Raw genomic sequence first — 21871 nt, 5'->3', positions numbered from 1 at the left:
AGACAAGCCCCTATGGCGCCCAACTGCGCCATTTCACAAGGCGGTTGGTGTCCCCAGCCGCCTTCGAACGAAGGAACCCTGATCAGATTGCGTAGAGCGCACATACGCTCCGTGGCGATCGCCATCGCGGTGACGACGGCTGCCACGGGCCTGGCCGGTACGGCCTTCGCGGGTCCCTCCACGGGGGTGGAGCGGACCGCCGCCTCCGCCGCCTCGAACGCCACGCTGGTGGTGGAGGCGGCGCGCAGCGCGGCCTTCACGCACGCCTCGGCGACCGGCGTCACCAAGGGCGACGAACTGCACGCCCAGGACGTCATGATCGACCCGGAGGGTGCCCGGCACGTCCGCTTCGTCCGGACGCACGGCGACCTGCCGGTGCTCGGTGGCGACCTCATCGTCCACCTCGACCGGGGGCTCGGCTACACGGGCGTGACCCGCGCGGCCGACCACACCGTCGAGCCGGCCGCCAAGGCCAGGCTGACGCCGGCCCAGGCCGCCGCCAAGGCCGCCCAGGCCGCCAAGGGCGAGGCGGGCGGCGCCCAGCTCGTGGTGGACGCCCGGGGCGGCGCCTCCGCGCTCGCCTACCAGGTCACCGTCACCGCCGAGGACAACTCCCACACGGTCGTCGTGGACGCGGTCACCGGCAAGGTCCGCAGCAACACGCCCGTCCGGGACGAGTTCCTGTCGCCGAAGCTGGTCGACACCCTGCGCGAACGCGGCGAGAGCGCCGACCCGGCCACCGGCATCGGCTCCGCCTCCACCGCCTCCGGCCTGCTCGGCTCCGGCGTCTCCGGCGCCACGCACTACCCGTCGGCCGCCAAGGGCACCGGCAAGACGCTCTTCGTGGGCACCGTCGGTCTGACCACCACGCAGACCTCGCGCGGCCACTTCCAGCTCAAGGACCCGAACCGGTACGGCACCGAGACCCGGGACGCCAAGGGCTCGGAGACGGAGAAGTTCAGCGCCGGCGCGAAGTTCACCAACACGACCGACGTGTGGGGCAACGGCAAGACCACCAGCCGGGTGAGCGCCGCCGCCGACGCCCAGTACGGCATCACCAAGACCCTGGACTTCTACAAGGGCACGTTCGGGCGCAAGGGCATCGCCAACAACAGCAAGGCCGCCCAGGCGATGGTCCACTGGGGCAAGAAGGTCGGCAACGCCTTCTGGGACCCGACCTGCAACTGCATGCTGTACGGCGACGGCGACGGCGACATGTTCAAGAAGCCGCTCGTCGTCCTCGACGTCACCGGTCACGAGCTGACCCACGGCGTGGTGGAGGCGACCGCCAACCTCCAGCCGACCATCGTCGACCAGTACGGCAACCAGTACGGCGAGCCCGGCTCGCTGAACGAGTCGCTGGCGGACATCTTCGGCTCGAACGTCGAGTTCTACGCCAAGAACACGAAGGACACGCCGGACTACCTGGTCGGCGAGAAGCTGGGCCTCGCCCAGAAGTTCCTGCGCCGCCTCGACCACCCCTCGCTCGACAAGCTCGAGGGCACCATCGACTACTGGAAGCCGGAGGTGTACGGCACCGAGGTGCACGCCGGTTCGGGTGTCTCCTCGCACGCCTACTACCTCCTCGCCGAGGGCAGCGGCAAGAAGACGATCGGCGGCGTCACCTACAACTCGCCGACGTACCACAGCATCACGGTCAAGGGCATCGGCCGCACCAAGGCGACCGCCATCTACTACCGTGCGCTCACCCGCTACATGGTCTCCGACACCGACTTCCACCAGGCGCGCCTCGCGACGCTGAAGGCGGCCAAGGACCTGTACGGCGCGAACAGCACCGAGTACAAGACGGTGGACAGGTCGTGGTCGGCGGTCAACGTCACCGCCGCCAACACGCCGGCCGCCCGCCACTGACGGACGGCAGCACACCCGGCAGCACCGGATGCCCCGCCCCGCGCGGGGCATCCGTGTTCCCGGCCCCGCGCGGGGCGGCCCGGCGCCGTCAGGGTCCCGGCGGACGCGCGGGCCGGTGCGCGGGGCGCCGGCGGCTCAGCGCAGGGTCCGCGCCCAGTCCGCCGGGACCCGGCCGGCAGGCCCGGGCGCCGGCTGGTCGGCGGGGTGGCCGGCCGGGGGAGCGAGATCTGGCCCGGAGTCGTACAGCTCCTCCGTGGCGAAGTTCCAGAACCAGGCCTCGCCCGGCTCGAAGCTGCGGATCACCGGGTGCCCCGTCTCCCGGTAGTGGGCGGTGGCGTGCCGGCCGGGGGAGTCGTCGCAGCAGCCGATGTGCCCGCACCGCGCGCACCGCCGCAGGTGGAACCACCAGCCGCCGGCCTCCTCGCACTCCACGCAGCCCGTGCCGCTGGGCGGGACCCGGGGGTCGATTCCTTCGGCGTCGTTCACTCCCGCTCCTCCTCGTGCGTCTCGGCGGTCAGGGGCAGCAGCACCTGGAAACGAGTGTCGCCGGGCACCGACTCCACTCGCAGCGTGCCGTGGTGCTTGTTGACGACGATCCGCCAGGAGATGTCCAGGCCGAGCCCGGTGCCCTCGCCGACCGGCTTGGTGGTGAAGAACGGGTCGAAGATCCGGTCCCTGATCTCCGGCGGCACACCGGGCCCGGTGTCCCGGAACTCCACCAGCAGCCGCTCGTGGTCGAGCGCGGTCCGCACGGTCAGTGTGCCCTCCCCGCCGGCGCTGCGGACGGCCGAGACGGCGTTGTCGACGAGGTTGGTCCACACCTGGTTCAGTTCCGCCGGGTAGGCCGGCACCGGCGGGAGCGTGCGGTCGTAATCCTTGACGACCGTGATGCCCGGGCCGGTCTTCCCCGACAGCATCAGCAGCGTGCTGTCGAGGAGTTCGTGGACGTCCACCTCGCGGTACGGCGCCCGGTCCAGCTGCGCGTACTGCTTGGCCGCGTCGACCAGATGCGAGACGCGGGTGGTGGAGTCCTCGATCTCGCTCATCAGCAGCTCGGTCTCGATGGTGTAGTTCAGCCAGCCGACCGCGCCCGGCAGGAGCTCCTCGTCCACGGCCGCCGCGACCTGCTCCAGCCAGTCGACGTCGAGTCCGGCCTGCACGAAGGTGGGTGCCACCTGCCAGCCCTGGTCGAAGCCGTGGTCCGCCAGCCAGTCGGTGAGCTGGTCCTCCCGGTCGGACGCCTCCAGCGGGCCGAGCACCGGCGCCTTCGCCACCCGTTCGGCGGTGCGCTCCTGGATCTCGATCAGGCTCGCCAGCGCCTCACGGGTGAACGGCCCCCCGGCGATCACGCCGAGCTTGTGCCGCATCTTCGCGACCCGTTCCCGCAGGGCCGACGTGGCCCGGACGGCCGCTGCCGCCGGGTTGTTCAGCTCGTGCGTGAGCCCGGCCGACAACGAGCCGAGGGCGAGCAGCCGTTCCCGCTGCCCGATCATGGCCTGCGTGTTCTTCGAGCCGAAGAAAAGTCCCTCCAGCAGGTGCACGGCCATCGGGAACCACTCACGCATCACGTCCGCGAACAGGTCCGCCGGCAGCACGAAGAACCGGGTCGGTTCCGTCACCCGCATCGAGTTGTTGTAGACCTGCGGCACCCGGTCGCCGAGGTAGGCCTGCATCGCGCCCGCGTACACCCCGGGCTGGGAGGTCCGGGAGACCTCCACGTCGTCACCGCCGACCCGGCGGGACAGCACGACCGTGCCCCGCACCATCACGAAGAAGCAGGTGGCGGGGTCGCCCTCGGTGTACACGGGGCCGGGCTGGAACAGCTCCACCCGCCCCGCGCCGCACAGCCGGCCCAGCTGCTGCGGGCTCAGCTTCTCGAAGAGGAACAGCGAGCCGATCTCTCCCGGGCTGCACGGCATGACCTGCCCGCTCATGACTGCTCCAGATACCGGTGGACGAGCATCACGGCCATGGCTCCCTCTCCGACGGCGGACGCGACCCGCTTGGCGGACTCGGCGCGGGCGTCGCCCGCCACGAACACGCCGGGAACGCTGGTCTCCAGGTGGTACGGCGGCCGGTCCAGCTCCCAGCCGGCCGGCGGGCGCCCGTCCGCGGTCAGGTCGGGACCGGCCAGGATGAAGCCGCGCCCGTCGCGCAGCACCGCCTCGCCCAGCCAGTCGGTCAGCGGGGCGGCGCCGATGAACACGAACATCCACTGCGCGTCGACCTGTTCGGTCTCCCCGGTCACCGTGTCACGCAGCGTCAGCCGCTCCAGGCGGCCGGAGCCGTGCGCCTCGTCGACGACCGTGTGGCAGCGCACCGAGATGTTCGGGGCCTCGCCGATCTGCTGGATCAGGTAGTACGACATGGACGCCGACAGGTCCGTGCCGCGTACCAGCAGCGTCACCGACTTGGCGCCCCGGGACAGGTACATCGCCGCCTGCCCCGCCGAGTTGGCGCCGCCGACGATGTACACGTCCTCGCCCTGGCAGGAGGCCGCCTCGGTCAGCGCCGAGCCGTAGAACACCCCGCAGCCGGTGAGGTCGGCGCAGCCCGCGGCGTCCAGCTGCCGGTACTGCACCCCGGTCGCCAGGATCACGCTGTGCGCGGCGATCGCCGAGCCGTCCGCGAACCGGATGACCCGCGCGGCACCGCAGGCCTCCAGCCCGGTCACCTCGCGCGCGGTCAGGATCTCGGCACCGAACTTGGCCGCCTGCCGCCGCGCCCGGTCGGTGAGCTGGGCACCGGAGACGCCGTCGGGGAAGCCGAGGTAGTTCTCGATGCGGGAGCTCTGCCCGGCCTGCCCGCCGGTCGCCGACCGCTCCACCAGCACGGTCCGCAGACCCTCCGACGCCCCGTACACGGCGGCGCCGAGCCCGGCCGGTCCGCCGCCGATCACGACGAGGTCGTAGAACTCGGCCGTCGGCGTCGTCGCCAGGCCCACCCGGGCCGCCAGCTCGGGCGCCTCCGGCTCGACCAGGGCGCTGCCGTCCGCGGTGATCACCAGCGGGAGCCGCTGCCCGTCCTGCCCGGCCGCCGCCAGCAGCCGCCGCCCCTCCGGTTCCTCCACCGAGTACCAGCGGTAGGGCACCTGGTTGCGGGCCAGGAACTCGCGCACGTCCGAGGACCGGGCCGACCAGCGGTGGCCCACGATCTTCGTGCTGGGCACCGGCCGGTAGGCGCGGGTGCGCCAGGCCTCCAGCAGGTCGTCCAGGACCGGGTAGAGCTTCTCCTCCGGCGGGTCCCACGGTTTGAGCAGGTAGTGGTCCAGGTCGACCACGTTGATGGCGTCGATCGCCGCGTCGGTGTCGGCGTACGCGGTCAGCAGCACCCGGCGCGCGCCCGGATACACGTCGAGCGCCTGTTCCAGGAACTCGATGCCGTTCATCTGCGGCATCCGGTAGTCGGCCAGGATCACGGCCACCAGGTCGCCGCGCAGCTTCAGCTCGCGCAGCGCCTCCAGCGCGGACTCCCCGGACTCCGCGCGGACGATCCGGTACGACGCGCCGTAGCGCCGCCTGAGATCGCGGGCGACGGCGCGGGAGACCCCCGGGTCGTCGTCCACGGTCAGGATGACGGTCCGCGCTGCTTCGGCGGCCTGTGCCATACGTCTCCCACCCCGGGTATCGGATCCCACGGGCCGGTGTCGTCGGGACCACCGCACCGGTTCGCAGCCATCGTATGTTCGATCGCCGGGGTTCGCTCACGTGTACGGAGGAGAGTGATCAGCGCGCGCTCCGCCCCGGTGGGACGCGGACGGCTCGGCCAGGGGATCGGCGTTGCCGTGCGCACCCGTGCCCGATAGTGGGCACCAGCACCAGAAGGACCGGCGACGAGGAGGCCCAGGGATGACACGCCCGATCACGGCAGGGGTGGACGGTACGGAGGAGAGTCTGGCCGCGCTGGACTGGGCGGCCCGGGAGGCCGTACGCCGAGGGCTGCCGCTGCGCGTGGTCCACGCGTGGCGTTATGCCGAGACGCTCGCCGCCGCCGACCGCGACACCCAGCACGACTGGGTCTCCCAGGGCGTGTCGGAGGCCGTGCGCGCCGTCTCCGCGCGGCACCCGCGGCTGACGGTGACCGTCGACGTGGTGGAGAGCGGGGCCGCGGAGGCGCTGGCCGGCGCGGCGGCCGACGCCGAGATGCTCGTGCTCGGCTCGCGCGGGCACGGACCCGTGGTCGGCTTCCTGCTCGGCTCGGTCGGCCAGCAGGTCATCGCGGAGGCGGCCCGCCCCGTGGTACTGGTGCGCGCGACGGACGAGGCCGCGGCCGAGGCGGCCGGGCGGGACGTCGTGGTCGGCCAGCAGGGCGGCCCCGAGGACAGTGCGGCGGCGCTGCGGTTCGCCTTCGAGACGGCGGCGGCCCGCGGCGCGGCCGTCCGGGCCGTCCGGGCGTGGACCCTGCCGCCGGTGTTCGCCTACAGCCCCGGCTCGCTGAGGCTGCTCGACGACGCGGGCGGCCTCGAACCGTACGAGCGGCAGTCGCTGGCCGCGGCCCTCCAGCCGTGGCGGGAGCGGTTCCCCGAGGTGCCCGTGGCGGAGCACATCGAGATGGGCAGCGCGGGCCAGGTGCTGCTGTCGCTTGCCGGACGGGCCCAGCTGGTGGTCGTCGGGCGCCGGGCGCACCGCACGGCCGTCGGCGCCCGGATCGGCTCGGTCACGCACGGCGTGCTGCACCACGCGGACTGCCCGGTGGCCGTGGTCCCGCACCCCTGAGCTACTCGGGGCCCGTCGGCTCCAGCGTTGTCCGGGCCTTGGGCAGCACCCGGTCGATGTAGTCCGTGACCGCGGTGCCGAGGCCTATGTCGTGCTGGGCGCGCTCGGACAGGTACCAGCGGTGTTCGAGGAGCTCGTGGTAGATCTCCGCCGGGTCCATGGAGCCGCGCAGCTCCGGCGGCACCGCCCGCACGGTGGGCCGGAACACGTCCCGCACCCAGCGGTGGGCCAGCACCTCCGGGCGGGCGGCGAGGGGATCGGCCGGGGCGTAGTCGTCCTGGGTGGCCATCCAGCTCTCCAGGTCGTTCAGCAGCCGCCGCGCCTGGTTCTCCTCGGCGTCCAGCCCCGTCAGCCGGAGCAGCTGCCGCTGGTGGTGACCGGCGTCGACGACCTTCGGCACGAAGGTGACGGTGTCGCCGCTGGAGGAGTGCTCGATCTGCATCTCCGCCACGTCGAACCCGAGTTCGTTCAGGCGGCGGATACGGCGTTCGATGTAGTGGTACTTGCCCGCCGGGTACACCGAGGTGCGGGTCAGCTCCTGCCACAGCCCCTGGTAGCGGGTGCAGATCTCGTGGCCGAAGTCGACCGGGTCGACGGAGGGGTGCAGCGCGCCGGACGCCTCCAGGTCGAGCAGCTCGCCGCTGATGTTCACCCGGGCCAGGTCGAGGTCGTACTCCCGCTGTCCCGGACTGAGCCGGGGGTGCAGGTCACCGGTCTCGGCGTCGACCAGATAGGCCGCGTAGGCCCCGGCGTCCCGCCGGAACAGGGTGTTGGACAGCGAGCAGTCGCCCCAGGCGAACCCGGCGAGATGCAGCCGCACCAGCAGCACGGCGAGGGCGTCCATCAGCCGGTGCATGGTCGCCGGGCGCATGGTCGTCTCGAACATCGACCGGTACGGCAGCGAGCCGCGCAGATGCCGGGTGACCAGCACGGGCTCCAGCGGCGTGCCGGTGCGGCCGGTGCGCCCGGTGACCACGGCCAGCGGGTCGACGGCGGGGATGCCGAGCCGGTCCAGGTCGCGCAGCAGCTCGTACTCGCGCAGCGCGGGCCGTTCGGCCAGTTCCTTGACGGCGATCACCTCGTCGCCGGCGCGTGCGTACCGCACGACGTGCCGGGAGATGCCGCGGGGGAGCGGCACGAGGTACTCCTCGGGCCACTCCTCCAGCGGCGTGTCCCAGGGCAGGGCGAGCAGGAGGGCGGGGTGCTCCGGGTTCGTGGCGTTGATCTGCAAGGCCATGGCACGAACCTTACGGCCCCGTACGCCTGTTCCCCGAGGCGCGTGCCCCGGCCTGTTCGGCGGCGGCCCGCACCGAGCCGCGGTGGAGGGGCCCGTGCCCGGGCAGCAGCGCGTCGCCGTCGAGCGCGGCGATCAGTTCCAGGGAGGCCACCGCCCGCGCGCGCTCGTGGTGGAAGAAGTCCGGCAGCAGCTGCGGCCCCTTGATCCGCGAGGTGGCGTGCCCGCTGACCAGGGCGTCCCCGGAGATCACGATGCCCGCTCCGGGCAGGTGGTAGACGCAGTGGCCGTCCGTGTGTCCGGGGGTGTGCACCGGGACCGGCCGGCCCGGCAGGTCGAGCGGGCCCTCGGCCGGGAACGGCTCGGGCGCGGTGACAGGGTGGTGCTCCGTGCCGCCCGCACGGACGACGTGCGCCGCCCAGGGCAGGACGCCGGGCCGCCAGGCGTTGCGGACCACGTCGGCGATGGTGGCCTGTTGCAGGAAGTCCCGCCGGGCGTGCGGGACCTCGGCGGGGTGCAGCCGGACCGGCGTGCCGTAGGTGGTGCGCAGGTGCTCGGCCGAACCCAGGTGGTCGTTGTGGGCGTGCGTGATGAGGACGGCCGCGACCGCCTCCGGTGAACTGCCCACCCGCGCGAGGGACTCCAGCAGTCCCTGCCGGTCTCCCGGGTACCCGGTGTCGACCAGTGTGACGGCGTCGCCGTCCTTGAGGATGACCCAGTTGGTGTGGTGGCCGTGCACCAGGTAGGTGCCCTCGGCGACTTGGTGCACGTCTGCCCGCATGTTCTCCCCGAACCTCGAGCGGCGGTCGTCGTGGACAGCCAACCAGACGGGGTGCCGCCCCGCACGGAGACCCGGCGGGCGGGAGCCGGTTCCGGACGTCAGCGGACGCCGTGCGGCCGGAACTGGATGCTGACGCGTGGCCCCGCGGCCCGGGTGGTCTTGGGCACACAGTGCTCCCAGGTGCGCTGGCAGGAGCCGCCCATCACGATGAGGTCGCCGTGGCCGAGGGGCCGCCGCAGCGTGCCGCCGCCTCCGCCGGCGGGGCGCAGCAGCAGGTCCCGGGGCGCGCCGACGGAGAGGATCGCCACCATGGTGTCCTGGCGGGCACCGCGCCCGATCCGGTCCCCGTGCCAGGCCACGCTGTCCCGGCCGTCGCGGTAGAAGCAGAGCCCGGCGGTGGTGAAGGGCTCACCCAGCTCCTGGGCGTAGTGCCGGGACAGGGCGGCGCGGGCCTCGTCCAGGACCGGGTGGGGAAGCGGGTCCGCCGCCCCGTAGAAGGCCAGCAGGCGGGGCACGGCCACCACATGGTCGTACATCGCCCGGCGCTCCGCCCGCCACGGCACGTCCGCCGCCAGCCGCTCGAAGAGGGCGTCGGCCCCGCTCAGCCAGCCGGGCAGGACGTCGATCCAGGCGCCGGAGCCCAGATCGGTCCGGCGCAGGCCGCCGAGCGGGCCGAGCCGCAGCTCGTCGGTCTGGTCGAACAGGGAGCCCTGGAGGTGCGTGGCCATGCGTCCAGCGTACTCCGAAATCGAAAATACGTTCCTATCGATTTCACCCGGCCCGGCGGTGGCCGCCCCCGTACGCCTTTCGATACATCGATGCATCCGATACATTCGCGTATCGAACGGAGGTCCGCTGCCGATGGAGAACGACACACCCGGACGCGTCACCCGGCGCCGGGTCCGCACCCGCGCCCGGCTGCTCGACGCCGCGTTCGAGGTGTTCGCGGCCAAGGGCTTCGGGCGGGTCTCCATCGAGGAGGTCTGCGAGGCGGCCGGGTACAGCCGGGGTGCCTTCTACTCGAACTTCGCCACCCTCGACGAGCTGTTCTTCGCCCTCTACCGGCAACGCGCCGACCTCATCGCCTCCCAGGTGGCCGACGCGCTGGCCCAGGACGGGCCCGACCTGGACGTGCCCGCCTCCGTGGACCGGGTCACCGAGGTGCTGCTGCTCGACGTGGACTGGCTGCTGGTCAAGACCGACTTCCTGGTGCACGCGGCCCGGGACCCGGCGGTCGCCCGGACCCTCCTCGACCACCGCACCCGGCTCCGGCGGGCCGTCGCCGACCGGCTCCTGCGGGCCCGGGGCCACACCGAACTCCCCGCCGTACTGGGCGACGTGGACGGCGCCGCGCACGCCGTGGTCGCCGCGTACGACGGGGTCACCACCCAGCTGCTGCTGGACCGGGACGCCGAGGCCGCCCGGGCCTGGCTCAAGCAACTCCTCACCGCGCTGCTCACGGACGGCAGCAGCATCCCCGCTTGACCACCGGCACGGCCGGCTGCGAGCACCGTCAGGAAGGACACAGTCGTCATGGACGCGGACGTCATCGTCGTCGGAGCGGGCCTCGCCGGCCTGGTCGCGGCACACGAACTCACCAGCCGGGGCCGCCGGGTGGCCCTGGTCGACCAGGAGAACGCCGCCAACCTCGGCGGCCAGGCGTTCTGGTCCTTCGGCGGGCTCTTCCTCGTCGACTCGCCCGAGCAGCGCCGGCTCGGCATCAAGGACAGCTTCGACCTGGCCTGGAACGACTGGCGCGGCAGCGCGCGGTTCGACCGGCTCGAGGACGAGGACAGCTGGGCGGTGCGCTGGGCCCGCGCCTACGTCGAGTTCGCGGCCGGCGAGAAGCGGTCCTGGCTCCAGGGGCACGGCATCGAGCTGCTGCCCACGGTCGGCTGGGCCGAGCGCGGCGACCTGCGGGCGGACGGGCACGGCAACTCCGTACCGCGCTTCCACATCGCCTGGGGCACCGGGACCGGTGTGGTCGAGCCCTTCGTGCGTCACGCCCGGCAGGCCGCCCGGGACGGGCTGCTGACCTTCCACCACCGCCACCGGGTGGACGAACTGGTCATCGAGGACGGCACGGCAAGCGGGGTGCGGGGCACCGTCCTGACCCCCGACGACTCCCCGCGCGGTGCCCCCTCCGGCCGCGACCGGGCCGGTGACTTCGAACTGACCGCCCAGGCCGTCGTCGTCACCACCGGCGGCATCGGCGCCAACCACGACATCATCCGCCGGTACTGGCCCGAGCGGCTCGGCACACCCCCCGCCGAGATGGTCACCGGAGTCCCGGCCTACGTCGACGGCCGCATGCTCGACATCAGCGCCGAGGCCGGTGTACGGCTCGTGAACCGCGACCGCATGTGGCACTACACCGAGGGCCTGGAGAACTGGGACCCGGTCTGGCCCGGCCACGGCATCCGCATTCTGCCCGGCCCCTCCTCCGTCTGGCTGGACGCCCTCGGCCGCCGGCTGCCCGACCCCTGCCTGCCCGGCTACGACACCCTCGGCACCCTCCGGCACCTGCGCACCACCGAGGACATCGCCGGGTACGACCACTCCTGGTTCATCCTCACCCGGAAGATCATCGAGAAGGAGTTCGCGCTCTCCGGGTCCGAGCAGAACCCCGACATCACCGCCAAGGACCGCAAGGCCGTCCTGCGCGACCGGCTGCTCGGCAAGGGCGCCCCCGGACCGGTGCGCGCCTTCCTCGACCACGGTGCCGACTTCGTCACCGCCGGGAACCTGGAGCAGCTGGTCGCCCGGATGAACGCGCTCACCGGCAGGGACCTGCTGGACGCGGCCGAGGTGCGCCGCCAGATCGAGGCCCGCGACCTGCAGATCTCCAACCCCTACAGCAAGGACGCCCAGATCCAGGGCATCCGCAACGCCCGCCGCTACATCGGCGACCGGCTCGGCCGGGTCGCCGCCCCGCACCGCATCCTCGACCCGGCCGCGGGCCCCCTCGTCGGGGTCCGGCTGCACGTGCTGACCCGTAAGACCCTCGGCGGTATCCAGACCGACCTCGACTCCCGCGCCCTCGGCACCGACGGCACGCCGATCGAGGGCCTGTACGCGGCGGGCGAGGTGGCCGGGTTCGGCGGGGGCGGCGTGCACGGCTACAACGCCCTGGAGGGCACCTTCCTCGGCGGCTGCCTGTTCTCGGGCCGGGCGGCGGGCCGGCACGCCGCCCGGCTCACGGCCTGAACGTCAGCTCCGCAACAGGTCCAGTAGGACGTGGGCGTGACTCGTGTCGGGTGCCTTCGACGCCGTCAGCAGCGTCACAGGTCCCCCACGGGCCGACTCCCGGAGGCCGTCGAGCAGCTCGGCGGCCTCCGGCGCGGCCAGTTCCGCCTCGTACCGCCGGCGGAACTCCTCGTACCCGCCCTCGCCGGCGTGGTACCAGCGGCGCAGCTCGGTGGACGGGGTGAGCGCCTTGGGCCACTCGTCGACGTGCGCCGCGTCCTTGGCGAGGCCGCGCGGCCACAGCCGGTCGACCAGGACGCGCAGGCCGTCGTCCGGCTCGGGCGGTTCGTAGATCCGGCGCAGGCGCACGCTCACGCTGGGCCCCCTCTCGGGTCGCGGACGGTCCCGCGAGCGTACTGCGGCGCGCCCCGCCCACCACGCGGCGACGCGACCCGACCTGGCCGGAGGCCTCACCCGGGGCACCGGCACGACTTGACCGGAACAAGGGGGAGACCGGGGCCCGGCCCGGCCTAGTCTGGCGGCAAGTCGATCACCGGCCACCCCGGAGGAACGCACGTGACGCCACCGCGCACCCAGACCGCCCGACGCCGTACCGCCGCCCTCGCCACCGTCCCCGTCGCCGTCGCGGCCCTGATCGGCGCCGCCGGACCCGCCGCGCCGGGCACGACCGGCGCGTCCGGCGCGGGCGACCCCTACTTCCCGCTCAGCGGCAACGGCGGCTACCACGTCCGCCACTACGGCCTGACACTCCGTTACGACACCGCCTCGCGCCGCCTGGACGCCACCGCCGTCCTCACCGCCCGCGCCACCCAGCGGCTCACCCGCTTCGACCTCGACCTGAAGGGTCTGAAGGTCACCTCCGTCACCGTCGGCCGCACCACGGCGGCGTTCCGGCGCGACGGCCAGGAACTCGTCGTCACCCCGCGCCACACCCTGCGCCCGGGCCGGGAGTTCCGCGTCACGGTCACCTACCACGGCACCCCCGAGCCGGTCACCGACCCCGACGGCTCGGCCGACGGCTGGATCCCCACCGACGACGGCGCGTTCGTCGCGGGGGAGCCGCAGGGCGCGATGACCTGGTTCCCGGCCGACAACCACCCCGAGGACAAGTCGTCGTACGACTTCACGATCACCGTGCCGCAGGGGCGCACCGCCGTCGCCAACGGCGTCCTGCTCGGGCAGCACACCGCCCACGGCAGAACCACCTTCCGCTGGCGCGAGACCCGGCCCATGGCCGCCTACCTGGCCACCGCCACCATCGGGAAGTTCCAGGTCGAGCGGTACACCACCCGCGACGGCATCCAGGTGTACAACGCCGTCGACGCGCGCGAGGCGCGGGCCGCCGCACCCGTCCTGCGCAAACTCCCCTCCGTACTGGAGTGGGAGAGCAAGCTGTTCGGGCCCTACCCCTTCCGGGCCGCGGGCTCGATCGTGGACCACGCCCCGGACGTCGGCTACGCCCTGGAGACCCAGACCCGGCCCGTCTACGACTCCGCACCCGACCTCGCCACCCTCGTCCACGAGAACGCCCACCAGTGGTTCGGCGACTCGGTCTCCCTGACCGCCTGGAAGGACATCTGGCTCAACGAAGGCTTCGCCACCTACGCCGAGTGGCTCTACGCCGAGCAGCACGGCGGCCGAAGCGCCCAGCAGGCCTTCGACGCCCTCTACGCCCGCCCCGCGGGCGACGGGCTGTGGGCCTACCCGCCCGGCGACCCCGGCAGTGGCGCCCGCATCTTCGGCACGCCCGTCTACGCCCGCGGCGCCATGGCGTTGCACGAGCTGCGCCGGACCGTCGGCGCCCGGGACTTCCTCCGCGTCCTGCGCGCCTGGGCGACCGGGCACCGCGGAGGGCACGGGACGACGGCACAGTTCGTGAGGCTTGCCGAGCGGACCTCGGGGAAGCAGCTGAAAGGACTGTTCCACACCTGGCTGTACGCGCCGGGCAAACCGAACAGGCCCTGAAACCTGACCAGTTCCACACAACCGGCGAGCAAGATCGACCCATGATCCGACGCAGAACCGCCGTCGCCGCCCTCGCCTCCCCGCTGCTGCTCACCGGCTGCGGCGGCGGAGCCGAGGCGACCGAGCGCCGGGCGCCGTCCCGCCGTCCGGCGCCGGCGCCCGCCCACCCCACGCCCACGCGGCCGGCCCCACGGGGCATACCCGGGCTCGGCCCCGCACGGACCGCGGAGATACCCGCGCACTGCACGCAGGCCGTCGTCGTCACCGGGCGCGGCGGCGACTCCCCGCACTGCACCGTCGTCCTGCACCAGCGCACCCCCGACGGATGGCAGGCGGGCCCCGCCTGGCCCGCCCACAACGCGCTGCACGGCTGGAGCGGCCACCACACGTCCGGCGACCTGCGCTCCCCGCTCGGCGTCTACACCCTCTCCGACGCCGGCGGCCGGCTCCCGGACCCGGGCAGCAGACTCCCGTACCACCACTCCGGCGGATTCCGCTCGCCCGGCACCGGCTTTCGCAGGGAGCCCCTCGAGGGCTCCTTCGACTACGTCATCGCCATCGACTACAACCGCAGGCGCGGCACATCACCCCTGGACTGGACCCGGCCCCTCGGCGCGGAACGCGGCGGCGGGGTCTGGCTGCACGTCGACCACGGCGGCCCCACCCACGGCTGCGTCAGCATCGCCAAGGCCCACATGAAGACGCTGCTGCGCACCCTCGACCCGCACCGGCATCCGGTCGTCGCCATGGGGTACGCCGACTGGCTCGCCCACTGAGCGGCCTAGGATCCGAACTCGTGTGCGCACATGTGCTGGTCGCCGAGGACGACGAGAAACAGGCCGAACTCATCCGCCGTTCCCTGCTGGCCGAGGGCCACACCGCCACGGTGGTGCACGACGGCGCGACGGCGCTCGACGCGGCCCGCCGGCTGCGGCCCGACCTCCTCGTCCTCGACTTGATGCTGCCGGTCGTCGACGGCTTCGGCGTCTGCCGGGCGCTGCGCGACGACGCCGGCCCGGACATCCCCGTGGTGATGCTCACCGCCCGCTCCGCCGAGGACGACGTGCTGCTCGGCCTCGATCTCGGCGCCGACGACTACATGACCAAGCCGTACAGCCCGCGCGAGCTGATGGCCCGTATCCGTACGGTCCTCAGACGCGGCGGGCGGGGCGCCGGCGCCCGGGGCGAGGATCCCGTCGTGAGGGCCGCCGGCATCAGCGTCGACCCGGTGCGGCACGAGGTGCGGTGCGACGGTGCGCCGGTGGAGTGCACGCCGGCCGAGTTCCAGATCCTGCTGGCCATGGCCGGCGAGCCGGAGCGGGTGTTCACCCGCCGCCAGCTGCTGCACCGCACCCGCGGCTTCGACCGGGCGTCCACCGAGAGGGCCGTCGACGTGCACATCATGAACCTCCGCCGCAAGATCGAGGCCGACCCACGCCACCCGGCCCGCCTGCTGACCGTGTTCGGCGTCGGCTACAAACTCACCGGCGCACGTACGTGAGGCCGTTGTGGGGCGGGGGGTGTCCGTGACGCGCCGTATCCCGCTGCGCAAGCGGCTACTGGTGCGGCTGCTGTTCGGCTCCGCGCTGATCGCCGTCTGCTCGGTGGCCGCCACCGCCTGGCTCGCCGTGACCACCACCACGAGCGCGCTGAAGGAGGAGCAGGGCCAGGACCTGGCCGCCGACAACCGCATCCTCGCCCGGCTCAGCGGTTACGCCGCCACCCACCCGGACTGGGCGGGCGTCCGGCACACCGTCCACGAACTGGCCGCGCGGACCGGACGCCGGATCGCGCTCACCACCGCCGACCGTACCCTCGTCACGGACTCCGCGCCCCGCGGCACCCCGCTGCCGCCCCGGCCCGCCGCCACCGTCGACCCGCTGCGCACCGACACCTACACCGAGTCCGGCGCCCAGCTCAGCGGCATCGACCCGCGCGTGGTGGGCCCGTACCGGCTCCCGGCCGCGGAGCGGACGAAGCTGGAGGCGCTGGCCGCCGTACGCGAGCGGTGCTACGAGCGCTACGGCCTCAGGGCCACGGTCACCCACACGACGAGCGGGCGGCCGGTGGTCACCACCGAGGACGGCACCGACCCTGCCGGGTACGACGCGACGGTGTGCGAGGACGGCCGGCTCAACACCCCCACGCCCACGGAACAACGGGCCCTGGACAGGCTGTCGGACCTCGTCCGGCCCTGTCTGCGCCGGGCGGGCCCGGCACTCGGCGACCGGCCCTTCCTCATCTTCGATCCCGGCGGCAAGGACCCGTTCGGCGGCCGCCACCTCCTCGCCAAGTACGGCGCGCCGGACAAGGGCGCCGCCGCGCGGGCCCAGCGCTGCGTCCTGGCCGCACGCCGCACCCAGCTGGAGCCCTACGCCGCCCCGGCGGCCGAGCTGTTCCTCGGCATCGGCGACCAGAACCCGGCCCGCTTCGACATGTCACCGGCCAACAAGGCCAAGGTGGTGGGCGTGGCCGGGCTGGTCCTGGCCGTCACCGTCGCCGTGACCGCCGTCGTCGCCGTGCGTCTGGTACGGCCCCTGCGCGCGCTGACCCAGGCCGCGCAGCAGCCGCCCGAGCTGCACGTGCGCGTGCCGGTGACCACGCGGGACGAGACCGGCATCCTCGCCGAGGCGTTCAACGGCCTGACGGAGCGCCGCGAGCGGCTGGAGGCCCAGCGCAGGGCCATGGTCAGCGACATCGCCCACGAGCTGCGCAGCCCGCTCACCAACATCCGCGGCTGGCTGGAGGTCGTACGCGACGGTGTCGTGGACCCCGACCCGGCGCTCCTCGACTCCCTGCACGAGGAGGCGCTCGTCCTCCAGCGGATCATCGACGACCTCCAGGACCTCGCCGCCGCCGACGCCGGCACCCTGCGCCTGCACCGCGAGCCGTTGCGGGCCGGTGACCTGATCGACCAGGTCGCCGCCGCGCACCGGCTCGCCGCCGGTGCCGCCGGAGTCGCGCTGCGCACCGACGCCGGTGGCACGGCCTGGCTGGACGCCGACCCGGTACGGATGCGGCAGGCGCTCGGGAACCTGGTCTCCAACGCGCTGCGGCACACCCCCGCCGGCGGCACCGTCACGCTGGCCGCCCGCCGTGACGGCGACGACGTCGTCCTCACCGTCACCGACACCGGCCGGGGCATCCCGCCCGAGGACCTGCCACGCGTCTTCGACCGGTTCTGGCGCGCGGAGAGGTCCCGCAGCCGCCGCACCGGCGGCAGCGGCCTCGGCCTGCCGATCGTCCGCCACCTGGTCGCCGCGCACGGCGGCACGGCCGAGGCCGCGAGCGAGCCCGGCGCGGGCGCGGTGTTCACCCTGCGGCTTCCCGGCGCGCCGCCGCCCGGCGACGCTGCCTGAGAGCCGGACACCCCCGGGCCGGTTCCCGGCGCGCGCCGGGGGTACTCCGGTCGCGCACCGCGCAGCCGAGGGAGGTCATGCCATGAGCACAGCGGACGACCTGCCGGTCGTGTCCACGCTCGCCGAGGTGGCCCGCCTGGTGGAACGACACCGGGGCCTGTACGTGCGCTGGTCCAGGGGGCCCGCCACCGACCTCGACCGCGTCTCCAGCACCGACGAGCTGACCGGCGTCCCCATGCCCGGACTGTCCGCCAACCCGCTCGACGTCGAGGCGTGGTGGGAGGAACGGTCCCGGGAGCTGTGGGTGGCGCGCCGCCTGTACGACTACGCGCACCTGCCGCACGAGAAGGGCCCCGGCGTCCGTCCGTGGGTCCTTACGGGCCGGGAGACGGGCCGGGGCCCTGACAACGAACCGCTCGTGGCCGATGTCGAGCCGCTGTGCTGGATCGCGGGTGGCGTGATCGACGCGGCGAAGGCCGAGGTGGCCGGGCAGGAGCGGGAGTGGGGCACCCTGCGCCGCGGGGGCCGCTGACCTGGCCGCGGGGGCCGCTGGGCCCCCGCCGTCGCTGCCGGTCACCCCGAGCGGGGCCGGGAGCGGGCGCGGCGGCGCAGCGCCCGGCGTTCCAGCTCCGTCGTGCCACCCCAGACGCCGATGCTCTGGTCCGTGTCCAGTGCCCATTCGAGGCACTGCTGCCGGACCGGGCAGTGCCCGCACACCGCCTTGGCCTGCTGGGTCTGCACCTGCGCCGGACCGGTGGTGCCGATCGGGAAGAACAGGTCGGGGTCCTCTTGACGGCACGCGGCATGGTCGCGCCAGTTGTCCATCGGAATCTCCTGGATCGGGTCGAAGTCGTCCGTGCCTGTCGAAAGTGTGCTGGGGTCCGGGTGACCGGTCGCGACGCCGTGAAACGGGACAACCTGAGGAGATCGGGCGGCAACTGCGTGTCGGTCGCCCCGGGCGGCACGCGGGGAGGCGCCGAGCGGTGCGCGCTCAACTGACCGGGCGGCGCGGGGCGGCGGCCCGCCGGCAGCCCGACCGGGCGGTGGGGAAGGGGAGTTGGGGCCGGGTGACAGGCGGTCGGTCGTCCGCCCCCCACCGTCGGCCCGCGTCCGCTGCTCCTCGGGCCCGCGCCGGCCCGGCAGATGACCGACCGCCGGTTCCCCGGTGCCTCGGCGTCCCGGTGTCCCGGCGTCGCCGGTGTCTCAGCGGCGCAGCGCCTCGGCCGCGGACGCCGAGACCGCGTCGGCCAGGGCGGCCAGCGCCGGCGAGTCGAGTTTCCACTGCTGCCAGTACAGGGCGAGGTCCATCCACTCACCGGGGGCGAGCACGACCAGCCGCCCCCGCTCCAGCAGCGGGCCGGCCTGCGCCTCCGGGACCATGCCCCAGCCGAGCCCCGCGGCGACCGCGTCCAGGAACCCCTCGGAGGTCGGCACGAGGTGCCGGTGGGGACCGGCGGACCCGCGGCCCAGCCGGCGCACGAAGCCGTCCTGGAAGTCGTCCTTGCGGTCGAAGACCACGACGGGCGCCCGGGGCAGCGCCTCGGCCGGAGGCCGCCCGGCCAGGTGGGTGTCGGCGAACGCGGGGGCGGCCACGGGCAGATAGCGCATCCGGCCGAGCGGCCGGACCGTGCAGCCGGGCACCGGGTCGGGGGACGAGGTCACCGCCGCCATCACCAGCCCCTCGCGGAGCAGCGCCGCCGTGTGGTCCTCGTCCTCCCGGTGCAGTTCGTAGCAGAGGCCCGCGACCCGGGAGAGTGCCGGCAGGAACCAGGTCGCCAGCGAGTCGGCGTTCACGGCGACCGACACCCGTGTCGGCTCGCCGGTACCGTTCAGCCCCAGCTCGCCCCAGGCGTCCCGCTCCAGCCGGGCGAGCTGCCGGGCGAACCGCACCAGCACCGCGCCGGACTCCGTGGGCCGCACCGGCCTGGTGCGCTGGAGCAGCACCCGGCCGGTGCGCTGTTCCAGCGCCTTGACCCGCTGGCTGACCGCCGACGGCGTCACGTGCAGCGCGGCGGCGGCCGCGTCGAACGTGCCCTCGTCCACCACGGCCAGCAGGGTGCGTACCTGCTCCAGAGGCAGCTCGCTCATCATGGCAGCTAAGGGTACGTAAGAATCCTTAGCTGTACTTGTGGCCGGGCCTTGCCTAGCGTCGACGGCATGAACCACGCCCTGACCGCCGCGGCCGCCGGATTCGGCACCGGCCTCTCCCTGCTCGTCGCCATCGGTGCCCAGAACGCCTTCGTCCTGCGCCAGGGAGTGCGCCGCGACGCCGTCCTCACCGTGGTCGGCATCTGCGCCCTGTCGGACGCGCTGCTCATCGCACTCGGGGTCGGCGGGGTCGGCACGGTCGTGACGGCCTGGCCGGGCGCCCTGCGGGCGGTGGGCATCGTGGGTGGTGTCTTCCTGCTCTGCTACGGCGCCCTGGCCACCCGCCGGGTGCTCAGGGCGGGGGCCGGGCTGCGGGCGGAGGGCGAGGCGGCCGGCTCGCGGCGCCGGGCGGTGCTCACCTGCCTGGCGATGACCTGGCTGAACCCGCACGTCTACCTGGACACCGTGTTCCTGGTCGGTTCCCTCGCCGCCGGCCACGGCCCGCTGCGCTGGACGTTCGGACTCGGTGCCGCACTCGCCAGCGTGTGCTGGTTCACCGTCCTCGGCTTCGGGGCCCGGCTGCTCGGCCGGGTCCTCGCCCGGCCGGGCGCCTGGCGGGTGCTGGACGGCCTGGTCGCCGCCACCATGCTGATCCTGGGCGTGACTCTGATCGCCGGCTCCTGAGACGAATTCGTTCGTCGTGCACAGGAGTCCCTGGAATAGTCAGGCTCCCGAAGCGAAAAAGATGTAACGAGCAACCAGGACACCCGTGGACACGAGCGAGAGCAGCGCCGGAACCGACCCCGCCGGGCCGGTGACACAGACCCCGCCCCGGCCCGGCTGGCGCCGCTGGGCGATGGACACCCGCCCCCTGCGGATCCCCGCCTACCGGCGCCTGTGGTCGTCGACCATCGTCACCGCCGTCGGCAGCCAGCTCACCGCTGTCGCCGTACCCAAGCAGATCTACGACATCACCCACTCCTCCGCCTGGGTCGGCTACGCGAGCCTCGCGGGCCTCGTGCCCATGGTGACCTTCGCGCTGTGGGGCGGGGCGGTCGCCGACACCGTGGACCGCCGCAAGCTGCTGCTGGTCACCAACGCCGGCATCGCCGTGACCTCGCTGCTGTTCTGGGCGCAGGCCGTCACCGGCCTCGACTCCGTCGTGGTCCTGATGGTGCTGCTCGCGCTGCAACAGGCGTTCTTCGGACTGAACTCCCCGGCGCGCAGCGCCTCCATCGCCCGTCTCGTCCCCGCCGAACAGCTGCCCGCCGCCAACGCGCTCGGCTCCACGGTGATGCAGACCGGGCTGGTGGCGGGCCCGCTGCTGGCCGGCGCGCTGATCCCGGTCATCGGACTGCCCGCGCTGTACCTCGTCGACGCACTGGCCCTGTGCGTGACCGTCTGGGCCGTCTTCCGGCTGCCCGCGCTGCCGCCGCTGGGCGGACCCGCCGCCCGCCGGGCCGGGGTGCGCGAGATAGCGGCCGGGTTCCGGTACATCGCCCGGCACAAGGTGCTGCTGCTGTCCTTCCTCGCCGACATCGTCGCGATGGTCCTCGGCATGCCCCGTGCCCTGTTCCCGCAGCTGGCCGCGCAGACGTACGGCTCGTACGGCGAGGGTCTCGCGCTCGGTGTGCTGTTCGCGGGCATCCCGGTCGGCGCGGTGCTCGGCGGCCTCTTCTCCGGCGCGTTCTCGCGGGCCCGCCGGCACGGCTGGATGGTCATCGGCGCGGTCGTCGCCTGGGGCGTGGCCATCGCGGGGTTCGGGCTGAGCGGCAACCTGTGGGTGGCCATGGCCTTCCTCGCCGTGGCCGGGGTCGCCGACATGGTCTCGATGGTGTTCCGCGGCGCCATTCTGCTGTCCGCGGCGACGGACGAGATGCGCGGCCGGATGCAGGGGGTGTTCACGGTGGTCGTGGCGGGCGGCCCGCGCCTGGCCGACGTGCTGCACGGTACGGCGGGCTCGGCGTTCGGCCCGCGGGCGGCCGTCGCGGGCGGCGGCGCGCTGGTCGTCGTCGCGATGCTCGCGCTGGCGGCTGCGGTCCCGGCACTGCGCCGCTACCGGATCTGACGCACCGGCCCGCGAATCCGTGGACGGTCCAGGCGGTGTGCCGCCCGGACCCGGCCGGCTACAGCGGTCCCCGCCGGCGGATCGCGTACTGGTCCATCAGCTTTCCGCGGGTCGTCTCCAGGCGGTGGGCGAGGATCTCGGCCACCGTACGCACCAGCGAGAGTCCGAGCAGCGGATCCTCCACGCACAGCGCGAGCACCGACGGCCCGTCGAACTCGTAGGCGCGCACGTTGCTGAACGCCACGGCGCCGAAGTCCCACTCGTACGGCGGGAACAACCAGGACCAGCCGAGCATGTCGCCCGCGCCGAGCGTGGCCACGGTCACCCGCTGCCGGGCTGTCACCTCCTGGTCGAGGTGGACCGCGCCCGAACGGACCACCCAGAACCGGTCGGCGGTGCCCCCCGCCTCGAAGATGCGGCTGTCCTCCGGGAAGGAGGCCTCCTTGGCCAGCTCCATCAGTCGCTCGCGCTGTGCCTGGGGGAGGGCGGTCAGCAGTTTGATCGCTTTGGTCATGCGCGGGGCTCCTCGCCGGCGGCGGTTGCGGTTCGGGTGACTTCGCTAAGCCCATTTCAGCCGCTGCC

The 21871-nt window shown here is 73.6% G+C and carries 21 protein-coding genes; 11 read left to right on the top strand and 10 right to left on the bottom strand.

Annotated elements, in window-relative coordinates:
* Positions 1 to 111 precede the first annotated feature (111 nt).
* Positions 112 to 1872: a M4 family metallopeptidase gene (locus ACF1BE_RS18475; RefSeq protein WP_392200090.1), complete on the top strand. Its 1761-nt coding sequence runs from the start codon at positions 112 to 114 to the stop codon at positions 1870 to 1872.
* 135 nt (positions 1873 to 2007) lie between these two features.
* On the opposite strand, the gene ACF1BE_RS18470 is transcribed toward ACF1BE_RS18475, so the two are convergent.
* The 3 genes from ACF1BE_RS18470 to ACF1BE_RS18460 are packed head-to-tail and all read right to left on the bottom strand — an operon-like array spanning position 2008 to position 5479.
* Positions 2008 to 2358, bottom strand: a complete 351-nt coding sequence (locus ACF1BE_RS18470; RefSeq protein ID WP_392200089.1) for a UBP-type zinc finger domain-containing protein — start codon at positions 2356 to 2358, stop codon at positions 2008 to 2010.
* Positions 2355 to 3806 (bottom strand): ATP-binding protein, encoded by a 1452-nt coding sequence (locus ACF1BE_RS18465; protein WP_392200088.1) that lies wholly within the window; start codon positions 3804 to 3806, stop codon positions 2355 to 2357. Before ACF1BE_RS18465 ends, ACF1BE_RS18470 begins: the two co-directional genes overlap by 4 nt.
* Complete coding sequence (locus tag ACF1BE_RS18460; protein ID WP_392200087.1) at positions 3803 to 5479, bottom strand: FAD-dependent oxidoreductase; 1677 nt, start codon at positions 5477 to 5479, stop codon at positions 3803 to 3805. The genes ACF1BE_RS18465 and ACF1BE_RS18460 overlap by 4 nt, the downstream gene beginning before the upstream one ends.
* 241 nt (positions 5480 to 5720) lie before the next feature.
* Between ACF1BE_RS18460 and ACF1BE_RS18455 the strand changes: the two genes are divergently transcribed.
* Positions 5721 to 6587 carry a universal stress protein gene (locus ACF1BE_RS18455; RefSeq protein ID WP_392200086.1) on the top strand — a complete coding sequence of 289 codons (867 nt, stop codon included), beginning with the start codon at positions 5721 to 5723 and terminating at the stop codon, positions 6585 to 6587.
* Position 6588: 1 nt separating this feature from the next.
* On the opposite strand, the gene ACF1BE_RS18450 is transcribed toward ACF1BE_RS18455, so the two are convergent.
* From ACF1BE_RS18450 to ACF1BE_RS18440, 3 genes are all read right to left on the bottom strand, one after another.
* Positions 6589 to 7824 carry a DUF4032 domain-containing protein gene (locus tag ACF1BE_RS18450; RefSeq protein WP_392200085.1) on the bottom strand — a complete coding sequence of 412 codons (1236 nt, stop codon included), beginning with the start codon at positions 7822 to 7824 and terminating at the stop codon, positions 6589 to 6591.
* A 10-nt stretch (positions 7825 to 7834) separates the two neighbouring features.
* On the bottom strand, positions 7835 to 8602 hold the full coding sequence (locus tag ACF1BE_RS18445) for an MBL fold metallo-hydrolase (RefSeq protein ID WP_392200084.1): 768 nt from the start codon (positions 8600 to 8602) through the stop codon (positions 7835 to 7837).
* A gap of 98 nt (positions 8603 to 8700) precedes the next feature.
* Positions 8701 to 9330, bottom strand: a complete 630-nt coding sequence (locus ACF1BE_RS18440) for an alpha-ketoglutarate-dependent dioxygenase AlkB (RefSeq protein WP_392200083.1) — start codon at positions 9328 to 9330, stop codon at positions 8701 to 8703.
* Positions 9331 to 9463: 133 nt separating this feature from the next.
* Between ACF1BE_RS18440 and ACF1BE_RS18435 the strand changes: the two genes are divergently transcribed.
* Complete coding sequence (locus tag ACF1BE_RS18435; RefSeq protein WP_392200082.1) at positions 9464 to 10087, top strand: TetR/AcrR family transcriptional regulator; 624 nt, start codon at positions 9464 to 9466, stop codon at positions 10085 to 10087.
* 48 nt (positions 10088 to 10135) lie between these two features.
* Entirely contained in the window at positions 10136 to 11809 is a 1674-nt protein-coding gene (locus tag ACF1BE_RS18430; protein WP_392200081.1) for an FAD-binding dehydrogenase, read from the top strand.
* 3 nt (positions 11810 to 11812) lie between these two features.
* Here ACF1BE_RS18430 and ACF1BE_RS18425 read toward each other — a convergent pair whose 3' ends face one another.
* The gene (locus ACF1BE_RS18425) at positions 11813 to 12163 is read right to left on the bottom strand and encodes a DUF488 domain-containing protein (protein WP_392200080.1); all 351 of its coding nucleotides are present in this window, start codon (positions 12161 to 12163) and stop codon (positions 11813 to 11815) included.
* A gap of 201 nt (positions 12164 to 12364) precedes the next feature.
* On the opposite strand from ACF1BE_RS18425, the gene ACF1BE_RS18420 reads away from it, so the two are divergent.
* The 5 genes from ACF1BE_RS18420 to ACF1BE_RS18400 all read left to right on the top strand — a co-directional run bounded on the left by ACF1BE_RS18420 (position 12365) and on the right by ACF1BE_RS18400 (position 17665).
* Entirely contained in the window at positions 12365 to 13774 is a 1410-nt protein-coding gene (locus ACF1BE_RS18420) for a M1 family metallopeptidase (RefSeq protein ID WP_392200079.1), read from the top strand.
* Between the two features lie 41 nt (positions 13775 to 13815).
* A complete protein-coding gene (locus ACF1BE_RS18415) occupies positions 13816 to 14550 on the top strand; it encodes a L,D-transpeptidase family protein (protein ID WP_392200078.1) in 735 nt (244 codons plus the stop codon).
* A gap of 20 nt (positions 14551 to 14570) precedes the next feature.
* Positions 14571 to 15275 carry a response regulator transcription factor gene (locus ACF1BE_RS18410; RefSeq protein ID WP_392200077.1) on the top strand — a complete coding sequence of 235 codons (705 nt, stop codon included), beginning with the start codon at positions 14571 to 14573 and terminating at the stop codon, positions 15273 to 15275.
* A 25-nt stretch (positions 15276 to 15300) separates the two neighbouring features.
* Positions 15301 to 17133, top strand: a complete 1833-nt coding sequence (locus ACF1BE_RS18405) for a sensor histidine kinase (RefSeq protein WP_392200076.1) — start codon at positions 15301 to 15303, stop codon at positions 17131 to 17133.
* Between the two features lie 82 nt (positions 17134 to 17215).
* Positions 17216 to 17665 (top strand): DUF6098 family protein, encoded by a 450-nt coding sequence (locus ACF1BE_RS18400; protein ID WP_392200075.1) that lies wholly within the window; start codon positions 17216 to 17218, stop codon positions 17663 to 17665.
* Positions 17666 to 17706: 41 nt separating this feature from the next.
* Here the strand turns inward: ACF1BE_RS18400 and ACF1BE_RS18395 are convergent, their stop codons facing one another.
* Together ACF1BE_RS18395 and ACF1BE_RS18390 are read right to left on the bottom strand one after the other, a co-directional pair.
* Positions 17707 to 17958 carry a WhiB family transcriptional regulator gene (locus ACF1BE_RS18395; protein ID WP_392200074.1) on the bottom strand — a complete coding sequence of 84 codons (252 nt, stop codon included), beginning with the start codon at positions 17956 to 17958 and terminating at the stop codon, positions 17707 to 17709.
* Between the two features lie 378 nt (positions 17959 to 18336).
* A complete protein-coding gene (locus ACF1BE_RS18390) occupies positions 18337 to 19224 on the bottom strand; it encodes a LysR family transcriptional regulator ArgP (protein ID WP_392200073.1) in 888 nt (295 codons plus the stop codon).
* Between the two features lie 66 nt (positions 19225 to 19290).
* Between ACF1BE_RS18390 and ACF1BE_RS18385 the strand changes: the two genes are divergently transcribed.
* A complete protein-coding gene (locus tag ACF1BE_RS18385) occupies positions 19291 to 19905 on the top strand; it encodes a LysE/ArgO family amino acid transporter (protein ID WP_392200072.1) in 615 nt (204 codons plus the stop codon).
* A gap of 85 nt (positions 19906 to 19990) precedes the next feature.
* Positions 19991 to 21289 (top strand): MFS transporter, encoded by a 1299-nt coding sequence (locus ACF1BE_RS18380; RefSeq protein ID WP_392200071.1) that lies wholly within the window; start codon positions 19991 to 19993, stop codon positions 21287 to 21289.
* Between the two features lie 58 nt (positions 21290 to 21347).
* On the opposite strand, the gene ACF1BE_RS18375 is transcribed toward ACF1BE_RS18380, so the two are convergent.
* On the bottom strand, positions 21348 to 21803 hold the full coding sequence (locus tag ACF1BE_RS18375; RefSeq protein WP_392200070.1) for a cyclic nucleotide-binding domain-containing protein: 456 nt from the start codon (positions 21801 to 21803) through the stop codon (positions 21348 to 21350).
* Between the last annotated feature and the right edge of the window lie 68 nt (positions 21804 to 21871).

The organism is Streptomyces sp. NPDC014991 (genome assembly GCF_043080665.1).
Lineage (GTDB): Bacteria > Actinomycetota > Actinomycetes > Streptomycetales > Streptomycetaceae > Streptomyces.
Note: the sequence above shows the minus strand (reverse complement) of the source record. Positions and strands in the feature narration are given on the sequence as shown.